Source organism: Virgibacillus sp. Bac330, from assembly GCF_003667845.1.
Taxonomy (GTDB): domain Bacteria; phylum Bacillota; class Bacilli; order Bacillales; family Amphibacillaceae; genus Virgibacillus; species Virgibacillus chiguensis.
On the sequence record NZ_CP033048.1, the window covers coordinates 1,052,505 to 1,064,650 of the forward strand.

Annotated in this window: 7 protein-coding genes and 2 rRNA genes; 6 read left to right on the plus strand and 3 right to left on the minus strand. The window is 39.6% G+C overall.

The window, feature by feature from the left end:
• The first annotated feature begins 469 nt into the window (after positions 1-469).
• Positions 470-3,389: ribosomal RNA gene (locus D9780_RS04700) — 23S ribosomal RNA — on the plus strand.
• A gap of 157 nt (positions 3,390-3,546) precedes the next feature.
• Positions 3,547-3,662 (plus strand): 5S ribosomal RNA (gene rrf, locus D9780_RS04705).
• A gap of 571 nt (positions 3,663-4,233) precedes the next feature.
• On the opposite strand, the gene D9780_RS04710 is transcribed toward rrf, so the two are convergent.
• From D9780_RS04710 to D9780_RS04720, 3 genes are all read right to left on the minus strand, one after another.
• Positions 4,234-5,421 (minus strand): dicarboxylate/amino acid:cation symporter, encoded by a 1,188-nt coding sequence (locus D9780_RS04710; protein ID WP_121639445.1) that lies wholly within the window; start codon positions 5,419-5,421, stop codon positions 4,234-4,236.
• A 549-nt stretch (positions 5,422-5,970) separates the two neighbouring features.
• On the minus strand, positions 5,971-6,171 hold the full coding sequence (locus D9780_RS04715) for a hypothetical protein (RefSeq protein ID WP_084723667.1): 201 nt from the start codon (positions 6,169-6,171) through the stop codon (positions 5,971-5,973).
• A gap of 78 nt (positions 6,172-6,249) precedes the next feature.
• Positions 6,250-7,515, minus strand: coding sequence for a BaiN/RdsA family NAD(P)/FAD-dependent oxidoreductase (locus D9780_RS04720; RefSeq protein ID WP_121639446.1), 1,266 nt, complete (start codon positions 7,513-7,515; stop codon positions 6,250-6,252).
• A 341-nt stretch (positions 7,516-7,856) separates the two neighbouring features.
• Between D9780_RS04720 and D9780_RS04725 the strand changes: the two genes are divergently transcribed.
• The 4 genes from D9780_RS04725 (at position 7,857) to D9780_RS04740 (ending at position 11,823) form a co-directional block, all read left to right on the plus strand.
• On the plus strand, positions 7,857-9,470 hold the full coding sequence (locus tag D9780_RS04725; protein ID WP_073009872.1) for a putative polysaccharide biosynthesis protein: 1,614 nt from the start codon (positions 7,857-7,859) through the stop codon (positions 9,468-9,470).
• A gap of 11 nt (positions 9,471-9,481) precedes the next feature.
• A complete protein-coding gene (locus tag D9780_RS04730) occupies positions 9,482-10,192 on the plus strand; it encodes a pseudouridine synthase (protein ID WP_121639447.1) in 711 nt (236 codons plus the stop codon).
• Positions 10,193-10,237: 45 nt separating this feature from the next.
• The gene (thpR, locus tag D9780_RS04735) at positions 10,238-10,795 is read left to right on the plus strand and encodes an RNA 2',3'-cyclic phosphodiesterase (protein WP_121639448.1); all 558 of its coding nucleotides are present in this window, start codon (positions 10,238-10,240) and stop codon (positions 10,793-10,795) included.
• 92 nt (positions 10,796-10,887) lie between these two features.
• Positions 10,888-11,823 (plus strand): NERD domain-containing protein, encoded by a 936-nt coding sequence (locus D9780_RS04740; protein ID WP_121639449.1) that lies wholly within the window; start codon positions 10,888-10,890, stop codon positions 11,821-11,823.
• Positions 11,824-12,146: the final 323 nt, after the last annotated feature.

Sequence of the window (12,146 nt, forward strand, 5' to 3'; positions counted from 1 at the left end):
ACACGATGAACGTAAGTGAATCGATTGTTGACTTATCGTACGGAGGGGAAGGAAGTTGCACTAGTCGCTGAACGCTGGAGCTAGACTATTATACGGAAGACATACTCGGTTGTTTGGTTCAGTTTTGAGAGAGTAAATGCTTGTCTCTCAAGGATGAGATAGAAGGATCTTCTGTTAAAACCCGTCACGTCCTGTGACGAACACAGAAGTCATCACATCCTGTGGAAGCTTGTACCTTGAAAACTAAATAAGAGTAACAACGACATCAAACCAAAAGCGGAAGCGAATGTTAAGCGATGTACAGACTGGACTGACTCGTAGGAGATAAAGGAAACACGATGAACGTAAGTGAATCGATGTTGACTTATCGTACGAAGAGGAAGGAAGTCATGCTAATCGCTATGAGCTGAAGCTAGAAAACCAAAAGCTGAAAAGCAATATGCTTATTCATAGATAAATTTGTAAGATTAGTTAAGTGAATAAGGGCGCACGGTGGATGCCTTGGCACTAGGAGCCGAAGAAGGACGGGACTAACACCGATATGTCCTGGGGAGTCGTAAGTAGACATCGATCCAGGAATTTCCGAATGGGGGAACCCGCTGCTCGTAATGGAGCAGTACTTCTATCTGAATTCATAGGGTAGAAGAGGCATACCCGGGGAACTGAAACATCTCAGTACCCGGAGGAAGAGAAAGCAAACGCGATTTCCCAAGTAGCGGCGAGCGAAACGGAATTAGCCCAAACCAGAAGGCTTGCCTTCTGGGGTTGTAGGACACTCCATTGGAGTTATCAAGAGATTCTTTAGATGAAGCGATCTGGAAAGGTCGGCCAAAGAAGGTAACAGCCCTGTAATCGAAAAAGAATCTCCTCCGGAGTGGATCCTGAGTACGGCGGAACACGAGGAATTCCGTCGGAATCCGGGAGGACCATCTCCCAAGGCTAAATACTCCCTAGTGACCGATAGTGAACCAGTACCGTGAGGGAAAGGTGAAAAGCACCCCGGAAGGGGAGTGAAATAGAACCTGAAACCGTGTGCCTACAAGTAGTCGAAGCCCGTTAATGGGTGACGGCGTACCTTTTGTAGAATGGACCGGCGAGTTACGATCGTATGCAAGGTTAAGTGGAAGACACGGAGCCGTAGCGAAAGCGAGTCTGAATAGGGCGAATATAGTATGCGGTCGTAGACCCGAAACCGTGTGATCTACCCATGTCCAGGGTGAAGGTCAGGTAACACTGACTGGAGGCCCGAACCCACGTATGTTGAAAAATGCGGGGATGAGGTGTGGGTAGGGGTGAAATGCCAATCGAACACGGAGATAGCTGGTTCTCTCCGAAATAGCTTTAGGGCTAGCCTCAAGGAAAGAGTACTGGAGGTAGAGCACTGATTGAACTAGGGGCCCTCATCGGGTTACCGAATTCAGTCAAACTCCGAATGCCAGCTACTTATCCTTGGGAGTCAGACTATGGGTGATAAGGTTCATAGTCGAAAGGGAAACAGCCCAGACCGCCAGCTAAGGTCCCAAAGTATACGTTAAGTGGAAAAGGATGTGGAGTTGCCCAGACAACCAGGATGTTGGCTTAGAAGCAGCCACCATTTAAAGAGTGCGTAATAGCTCACTGGTCGAGTGACTCTGCGCCGAAAATGTACCGGGGCTAAACGTATCACCGAAGCTGCGGATTGTTCTTACGAACAATGGTAGGAGAGCGTTCTAAGTGCTGTGAAGTCAGATCGTGAGGACTGGTGGAGCGCTTAGAAGTGAGAATGCCGGTATGAGTAGCGAAAAAAGAGTGAGAATCTCTTTCACCGAATGCCTAAGGTTTCCTGAGGAAGGCTCGTCCTCTCAGGGTTAGTCGGGACCTAAGCCGAGGCCGAAAGGCGTAGGCGATGGACAACAGGTAGATATTCCTGTACCACCTCATGAACGTTTGAGCGATGGGGGGACGCAGTAGGATAAGGAATGCGCACCGATGGACGTGTGCGCCCAAGCAGTGAGAAAGTCGGATAGGCAAATCCGTTCGACAATTTCAAGCTGTGATGGGGAGGGAAATAGAGTACCGAAGTTCCGGATTTCACACTGCCAAGAAAAGCCTCTAGTGAGTTCATAGGTGCCCGTACCGCAAACCGACACAGGTAGGCGAGGAGAGAATCCTAAGGTGAGCGGGAGAACTCTCGTTAAGGAACTCGGCAAAATGACCCCGTAACTTCGGGAGAAGGGGTGCTCCTTTAAGGAGGAGCCGCAGTGAATAGGCCCAAGCGACTGTTTAGCAAAAACACAGGTCTCTGCGAAGCCGAAAGGCGAAGTATAGGGGCTGACACCTGCCCGGTGCTGGAAGGTTAAGGGGAAGCGTTAGCACTTCGGTGCGAAGCGTAGAACCGAAGCCCCAGTAAACGGCGGCCGTAACTATAACGGTCCTAAGGTAGCGAAATTCCTTGTCGGGTAAGTTCCGACCCGCACGAAAGGTGCAACGACTTGGGCACTGTCTCAACGAGAGACCCGGTGAAATTATACTATGCGTGAAGATGCGCATTACCCGCGACAGGACGGAAAGACCCCGTGGAGCTTTACTGTAGCCTGATATTGAATGTTGGTACAGCTTGTACAGGATAGGTGGGAGCCATCGAAGCGTGAGCGCTAGCTTACGTGGAGGCAACCGTGGGATACCACCCTGGCTGTACGAACCTTCTAACCCAGGGCCGTAATCCGGTCCGGAGACAGTGTCAGGCGGGCAGTTTGACTGGGGCGGTCGCCTCCCAAAAGGTAACGGAGGCGCCCAAAGGTTCCCTCAGAATGGTTGGAAATCATTCGCAGAGTGTAAAGGCAGAAGGGAGCTTGACTGCGAGACCTACAAGTCGAGCAGGGACGAAAGTCGGGCTTAGTGATCCGGTGGTTCCGCATGGAAGGGCCATCGCTCAACGGATAAAAGCTACCCCGGGGATAACAGGCTTATCTCCCCCAAGAGTTCACATCGACGGGGAGGTTTGGCACCTCGATGTCGGCTCATCGCATCCTGGGGCTGTAGTCGGTCCCAAGGGTTGGGCTGTTCGCCCATTAAAGCGGTACGCGAGCTGGGTTCAGAACGTCGTGAGACAGTTCGGTCCCTATCCGTCGTGGGCGCAGGAGGTTTGAGAGGAGCTGTCCTTAGTACGAGAGGACCGGGATGGACACACCGCTGGTGTACCAGTTGTTCCGCCAGGAGCATAGCTGGGTAGCTACGTGTGGCAGGGATAAGTGCTGAAAGCATCTAAGCATGAAGCCCCCCTCAAGATGAGACTTCCCATCACTATAAGTGAGTAAGATCCCTCAGAGATGATGAGGTTGATAGGTTCGAGGTGGAAGCGTGGTGACACGTGGAGCTGACGAATACTAATAGATCGAGGACTTAACTAACCTTTTTGGTAGATGTACGTTGAATGATCTCTTATTTAGTTTTCAAGGTAACAAGGAAAAAATGACTTTTTTCAACAAAGATCTTGATTTTTTCACAAAAACGATTATAATAAGATTTGTGCCTCTTTGAAGCACAACATAACAGATAGCAACTTTGCCTGGTAGTAATGGCGGAGAGGTCACACCTGTTCCCATGCCGAACACAGTAGTTAAGCTCTCCAGCGCCGATGGTAGTTGGGACTTTGTCCCTGCAAGAGTAGGACGCCGCCGGGCAAATCATATAAAAAAACTGACTCATAAGAAAATGAGTCAGTTTTTTTATATGATAGGAAATTAAGGTTTATATTAAATGTGGTAGTACTCTTTATGTACAGAAATAGGCCAATAAACATACAGTACTCTCTGTTTTATTAAGCTTGAGTTGCAGACAAAGTGGTAATTAATGAAATGTAGGTCTATTGGGGATAAAAGATAAACGAGTAGAAATATGGGATATAAAATAAGCACTATGATATTTTTGGTAAGCTTTATATTAAGGAATATTTACAAACACGTGATATGAGTGAAGTCCAAAAAAACTTTAACTTGTCTGAAATATTTAAAAAATCTGTATAAAAGAATGTTGCAAATCGACTTCAATATTTGAGACAAGAGTATTGGGCATTTCATAAAGTATTCCGAGAAGTTTAAAAGGAGTTACAAAAAAATTATTATTAGAAGAAATTCTTTGAGCAATTGTAAAAGGTGCTGCTTTTCCTTTCTTAAAGCCATTACTATGTAACTTAAGTAAGGAAAAACGGCACCTTAGGGGAGTATAAAGTATTTTGGTTTTATTACGTTAAGATTAAACTACGCCTTCTTTATTGTTTAATGCCTTACTATTTTTGCTTAGACTGTCCGTTATAGATGTTATTGCTCCATCTCCCGTAACATTACAAGCCGTCCCTAAACTATCCTGAGCTAAATATAGGGCAATCATAAGTGAAACCATTACGGAATCAAAGCCTAACATACTTTCTAAAAGGCCAATTGCTGCCATTACGGCACCTCCTGGCACACCAGGAGCTGCAATCATTGTTACACCTAGCATTAAAATAAACGGAAATATACTTCCAAAAGTAGCAACTTCACCTTGTAAGAATAATACAGCTAATGCACAGCTTACAAGTGTAATAGTACTTCCAGATAAATGAATATTAGCTAGCAAAGGTACCGTAAAATCCGCAATACCTTCCCGCACTTTTAGTTTTTTAGAGTGTTTTAACGTGACAGGGATGGTAGCCGCTGATGATTGAGTTCCTAGCGCAGTAAAATAGGCTGGAGTCATTGTTTTTAACATAGATACAGGATTTTGCTTGCTTAAAGTTCCCGCAAGTGTATATTGTACTAGTAAGTAAAGTAAGTGCAAAATAATGATCATTACAAAGACTTTAGCAAAAACGGATAATATAGTACTCACCTGTCCAGCAGCAGTCATATTAGCAAAGATACCAAAAATATGAAATGGTAATAGTGGAATAATAACTTTTTCAATTACTAAATGAATAATGTCTCTAACATCTAGCGACAATTGGTAAAGCGCGTCTCCTTTAATAGCGGCAATTCCTAGACCAAGAACAAAAGCTAGCAATAAAGCAGTCATAACTCCCATAGGAGGTGGCATTTCAATCTCTATAAATCCACTACTTAAAGCTTTAGTTGGATCAGAAAATGATTGTAATGATTGCTGACTTAATAAGTTAGGGTAAATGATTTTTGCAGAGAAAAAAGCAACAATACCAGCAATAACTGTAGAAGAATATGCAATAAATGCTGTTAGACTTAATAGTTTCCCTGCGCCCTTACCTAATGATCCTATACCAGGAATAATGAAACCGAGAATAATTAACGGGATAATAAAACCTAAAAAGTTTCCGAATAGATCATTGAATGTTGCGAAAATACGGATAAACCAGTCATTTGCAAATGAGCCAATTGTAATACCTAACGCAATAGCGATAACAATACGTATTAGTAATCCAAAACCTTTCAACTGTATTAACCTCCTTGATGTAATACACTCTATTTTACACAAAACATATAAATTAGTCTATTATATATAATCAGAAAAAAAATACCATTCTGTTGTATTATATTTTGTTAAGTTTGTCAATATCTATAGTTAACAGTCATTTTTGGGGCAAGCCATTGTATAAGCTTGTTCATCGAGCTGGGATGGTTCACATCTGACTAGACAAAAAATTAAGGTATGGTGAGGATATCGAAATATTCCACACTGAACAAAGGCTCGGGGCGCCCGGTTAGCAACGTAGCGACTGGAACGAATCAACCAAAGTTTTAGGAATTATGCTCCTATAACAGGAGTATGCCGGCGCCCTCCGGCAAGCCCGTCTTTAGTCGGCTTTCCTATTTAGAACGAACCGATGATGACTTAGCTTAGGGCGATTTCGCCAAATCGCCTAGTTGCTGGGCGCTGGAGCCAGACGTGGCTAAATAACTTAGTAAGTTTATCTACAGCTGCTAAATTTTATAATTTCCTAGACCAAAATTAAAAGCGCGCCTTAGCGCGCTCTGCCTATTTTTAGCTCATTCCATAAGGACCCATTTGTTGTGATCCTCCACTGTTTCCAGCATTGGAATTAGACATTTGTGATACAAAAGGAATCATTTTTTGCATGGTTTGACCAAAATTTTGATTGTTTTTTGTCATTGTATAAAATGTTGCAGCACCTACACCTACAGAAGCGATAATTGGTATCCACATTCCATTTTTTTGCACCATTATCCGTCCTTTCTTTGCCCTTAGAAATGATTATAGACATTATTAGATTCGGCGAAACACAATATTTCATACAAGGGATCAATTGCCAGATTGTAGTTCCAAAGCTGCGTTTATTCCAGCTAACCTACCAGTAACAAGTGCTGATGTAATATTATAACCACCAGTATAACCATGAATATCTAAAATCTCTCCACAGAAATATAATCGTTCTGTTATTTTTGATTGCATGGTGTTTGGAACTATTTCTTTAATGGAAACACCACCTCCAGTAACAAAAGCTTTTTCTAAAGGAAGAGAATCATGTACGTAAAATGTAAAATGCTTGCATTCATGGATAAATTGCATTACCCATTGCTTCGATAGATTTCCAGCTTTTTGTTCTTCGCACATGTTGTGGCGGTTCAATAAAAAGATAATAAATTTTTCGGGGGCGAATCCTTTTAATAAGTTTTTGACTGTTTTTTTAGGAGTTTGGTCAATCATATCCAAGAGTTTATCCATAAGTTCTTTTTCCGTAGAGTTTGGAAAAATATCTAATACCATAGGCACTTCGCTTATCCCTTTTCTTAGTTCTTTTACTACAAATTGCGAGCACCTTAAGACAGCTGGTCCTGATATTCCAAAATGAGTGAAAATCATATCCATTTGATGGGAAATAATCGTTTTTCCTTTTTGGTTAAGAACAGATAAACAAATATTACGTAATGAAATACCTTGTAAAGCTTTATCTCGAATAAATGCTTCTTCAGATACTAATGCAACTTCTGTAGGGTATAGCTCAGTAATTGTATGACCTGCTTTTTTTGCCCATGCATAGCCATCGCCAGTAGACCCAGTGTAAGGGACCGCTTTGCCTCCTACTGCGACAATAATAGCTTTCGATTGTATTTTTTCACCATGTGGAAGGATAACAGTATGGTGTTTTGCCTCATAATGGATTGCTTCTACAGCAGTTTCCAATTTCACATTAACATTTAACTCGTCTAAGCGTTTTAACAACGCGTTCACAACGGTTTTAGACTGATTGGATACTGGAAACATTCTTCCATGATCCTCTTCTTTTAGAGGTACTTGTAATGTAGTAAAAAAATCAATAATGTCGTAATTGTTGAAAACAGAAAAAGCACTATATAGAAATTTTCCATTACCTGGAATATTTTTTATAACTTCTTCCTGTGGAAGCCGATTTGTGACATTACATCTCCCGCCACCAGAAATCGCCAGTTTTTTTCCTAACTTCTTTCCTTTTTCAATCAATAATGTGTTGGCACCATGCTCAGCAGCAGCTATTGCTGCCATCAATCCTGAAGGCCCTCCACCTATAATTGTTACGTCATAGGTCATCGATATTCATTCCTTTCCGCTGGTATCGTACCATGAACCGGAAAAAGAAACAATTTTTTATTATATGTTAGGAAGTATAAAGGAAATCTATCCACGCAAAGGAAAAAACGGCTACAACCTCGGTTTTATAGTATAAAATGCATTACAACCATACCTATATAAAAAACTGCCGATAAGCAAAAACAACATTTAAATACACAATATCAGTTAATTTGTAATATAATGTTGTTATTTATACGGAAGAAGTAAATGAAAATATGATAGAATAGTGCATATGTGTAATTTGAAATACAAATTACCTCGTAAAGATTTTATTAAATGTAGATAATGCAGGTGAAAAAATGTCGAATATTGTACGTGGAACGATGTTGCTAACGGGAGCGACATTTATCTCTAAACTAATAGGAATGATTTATGTCATTCCATTTAATGCTTTAGTTGGAGCAACAGGGGGTACGCTGTTTTCACTAGCTTACACTCCTTACAACATATTTATTAGTCTCTCAACTGTTGGAGTACCATTAGCTGTATCAAAATTTGTTTCCAAATATAATGCAGTCGGAGATTATGAAACAGGAATGCGTATGTTCCGTACTGGAATGACGTTAATGGTTACAACTGGAATCATAGCCTTTTTGGTACTCTTTTTTAGTGCGGATTTATTAGCAACGGGAATGATTACGAATGAAAATGCAGATGAACTCTCGAGGTCTGATGTCGCTTTTGTTATTAAAATGGTAAGTTTTGCTTTAATTTTAATTCCTGCTATGAGCATTGTGAGAGGCTTTTTCCAAGGGTACAATTCCATGGGACCTACAGCTATATCTCAAGTCATCGAACAAATTGTACGGATCTTTTTTATTTTGGCAGGATCATTCGTTATTGTAAATATCTTAAATGGATCAGTTATTGCTGCTGTCGGTTTTTCTACTTTCGCGGCGTTTCTTGGGGCAGTAGCTTCTTGTCTTGTCCTATACATTTACTGGCAAAAAAGAAAGCCGTATATTGATAAACAACGCAAGCAACAAATATATATGTACGATATTAGCACAAGCGATATGTTTAAAGAATTATTTCGTTACGCCGGACCCTTTGTGTTAGTCGGATTAGCTACGCCGTTATATCAATTAATTGATCAGTTCACGTTTGAAAGAGCAATGGTTGCTAATGGGGAAGGAGCTATTTGGTCTTTTTCCTATTCCGTCGTGAATTTCTACGGACATAAGCTAGTTATTATCCCTGTAACGATAGCAATAGGTTTATCATTAGCTATTCTCCCTGCAATGACCAAAGCATATACACAAAATAATAAGCAATTGCTAAAAAATCAAATAAGCCAAGCGCTACAAATTGTTATGTTTTTAATTTTGCCTGCAGTTAGTGGGCTATCATTATTATCTACGGAAGCGTATGGAGCGTTATTTGGATTAGAAAAAATTGCTATTTCTGGTGAGTTATTAGCTTGGTACGCACCTGTTGGTCTGTTTTTCGGGTTATTCACCGTTACCTCTTCCATTTTACAAGGGGTTAACCAACAGAGATTTGCTGTAGTTAGCTTATCTGCGGGTGTACTCGTAAAAGTGTTATTAAACATACAGCTTATTTATATGTTTGGTGCTAAAGGAGCAATCTTTGGGACAGCATTAGCAGCAGGTATTGCTACCATCCTCAATCTATGGCGCATTCGTTTAGCTACTCATTTTTCTTATAAATCATTACTAAAACAAACGACATTAATTATCATTTTTATTGCAATTATGAGTGGGGCTATTATTTTAGGAAAATATTTATTAGGTATGGTCGTTCCAAATAATCGAGTAGGTATGATAATTACATTAATTGCCTGCGTGAGTTTGGGTGGGCTCGTTTACTTGTGGTTAGCTTATGCATCTACATTATTAGAGCGAGTGCTTGGAAATCGGGTTCGGTTTTTAGATAAAATCTTTAAGCGATAGGGGGTATTATTATGCGCCTTGACAAATTTTTGGCCAATGCTGGAGTGGGAAGTAGGAAAGAAGTAAAAGCTCTGTTGAAAAAACGATGCGTTACGGTAAATGGTCAACTAGCCAAAGATAGTTCCGTTCATGTTGATGAAATGAATGATAGTATTACAGTAAATGGAAATCCGATTTATTACCAAAAATACACATATATTATGTTGCATAAACCTTCTGGTGTGATTTCTGCTACAGAAGATAAGCAAGATAAAACGGTTATTGAATTACTGTCTCACGATCTACAAAAGTTTAAGCCGTTTCCAGTAGGGCGACTGGATAAGGATACAGAAGGCCTGCTTATATTAACGAATGATGGTCAATTAGCACACGAGTTATTGTCTCCCAAAAAGCATGTAACGAAAACGTATTTTGCGAAAATTAAAGGGGAGGTAACAGAAGCTGATTGCATGGCTTTTGCCAACGGTGTGACATTGGAGGATGGCTATAGAACAAAACCTGCAACATTACGTATTTTGAAGCAAGGCGCACAATCAGAAGTTGAAATTATGATTACTGAAGGGAAATATCATCAGATTAAGCGAATGTTTCGAGCTGTTGATAAACAGGTAGCATATTTAAAACGGACCACAATGGGGAAATTACATCTTGATAAGGCTCTTAAAAAAGGAGAGTATAGGCAGTTGCGCGTTGAAGAAGTGAAGTTATTACAGGATTCATAAACTTTACGTACGCTTCTATGAAGGATTTTGTTAAGGAGGCTCATCATGGCAAGGTTACCACATTATTTTATCGCCATTCCGTTAACTAAAGAAGTTCAAGTGATGTGTAGCGAAACGCAGACATTTTTAAAACAGAAGCTACCTTATAGGGAGTGGACAATTAAGCATGACTTTCATATTACCTTAAAGTTTTTAGGACCTGTATCCGATAGTAAAGTATGCCACCTGATTGACAGACTACAACGAGTTCATTTTTCACCTTTTTATTTAAAAGTAGGTGGAGTAGATACTTTTGGCTCTTTTGAAAGACCAAGGGTAATTTATTCGAAAGTACAATTAAATGATACGTTAACAAAGCTAGTAAATCAGATTGAGTTTGAAGCAAAGGCAGAAGGGTTTTTAGCGGAAAAAAGGCCGTATATTCCTCACATTACATTAGCTAAAAAATGGGATGGATCTGCTCATATAGGCAATGAGGTATTAACCGAAGTGAAAAATAAGGATTACTCAGAAAAGTTATTGTATGTGGATTATTTCGTATTATATCAAATATTTCCAGATCAACAGCCGAAGTATAAAGTCAAAGCTTATTTTACACTATAAAAAAGTAACATACGAAAGGCTTATTTTATAAGCCAAACGATGGCTTTACCAGGAAGATTTGGCGATAAACCAATTCTTTCTAAAAGCAGGGGGTGGAAACACTGGCACAATTAATTAAATTACAAGATTATATTTCTAGATACGAATGGAATCCTTATCGTTACCCAAGTCAATTTATTCGCTTAAAGAAAGAGAACTGGCTTCATTTGAAAGAGGCGTGGGAAAAAGAAAAAAATTCGCTACCATTACATGAGACAGAAATAGTAGACCAAGCCGAGCAACATTCAAGATGGAAAATGTGGAAGCGCAAAGAAAAAAAAGAGGAAGTTCCTCATGAAGAAGATGCAAAGTTGGTTCTCCCGGAAACGGAACAAGGCTTAAAGCAGTATTATTTAAATAAATTATTACATTTACAAATGAAATGGGCTACGTCTACGGTAACAGAGGTTTCTTTTGTTGATAAAAACTGGCACAATGACATGGAAATCAAGTATTTCTTACAACGGTTCCCTGATACTTATTTAATTTTGTATTATCCAATATTCGAGATTAAAAAAGCGCCGGTGGAATGTGAGATAATTTTAATAACACCAATAGGAATTGAAATAATTAGTCAGATAAAAGAAGAAATTGGTTCGACATTTATAGCGCAAGATGCACGAACATGGATAGTAGAAAAGGGCGGTCATAGGGGAAAATTGTTAAATCCGCATATCGCTTTAAAGCGGACGGAAAATATTATAAAAGGAATTCTTTCTCACTATGATTTAAACTTTCCAATTACAAAAGTTATTCTAGCTAAATCAAACCCTGTCCAGTTTGTAACGGAACCATTCCAAACTAAAATTATCGGTAGTCACCAATATCAAGATTGGTTTGCGCAAAAAAGAAAGATTACTTCTCCATTAAAAAATGAGCAGTTAAAGGTAGCAGAATGTTTATTAAAGCATGTGCAAACTACCGCGGTTAAAAGGCCAGAATGGGAAGAAGAGCGGGATTCGTTTGAGTTTGTTGATGAAGAATTTTAAAAAACATAGTTGCTGGCACTATAGGAAAGTAAGGTTTCTAGATATGCCAAATTTTACTAATACTGAAAAGAACATATATATTTTTTTACCTCATTTACTGGTAATATTTATGTTTAATTAGTTCTGATTTTTGAACAAAAACGTGTAATAACAGTATCTTTGATGTAGTAACATTCTTTATAATTATAAAGAAATTATGTTAGACCACCTCAATGGGTAACAGTAAAGTGGGGGCTATTTCTAAAAGCAGTTGATTTGTTGAAAAGTAAATAATAGATTCAGATTTGTATTTTTGTACAAATATAGATAAAATATATTATTGA

Excerpts from the sequence above, each read along its gene's own strand:
- D9780_RS04715 (WP_084723667.1), bottom strand. The coding sequence starts at position 6,171 with ATGGTGCAAAAAAATGGAATGTGGATACCAATTATCGCTTCTGTAGGT.
- D9780_RS04720 (WP_121639446.1), bottom strand. The coding sequence starts at position 7,515 with ATGACCTATGACGTAACAATTATAGGTGGAGGGCCTTCAGGATTGATG.
- D9780_RS04725 (WP_073009872.1), top strand. The coding sequence starts at position 7,857 with ATGTCGAATATTGTACGTGGAACGATGTTGCTAACGGGAGCGACATTT.
- D9780_RS04730 (WP_121639447.1), top strand. The coding sequence starts at position 9,482 with ATGCGCCTTGACAAATTTTTGGCCAATGCTGGAGTGGGAAGTAGGAAA.
- thpR (WP_121639448.1), top strand. The coding sequence starts at position 10,238 with ATGGCAAGGTTACCACATTATTTTATCGCCATTCCGTTAACTAAAGAA.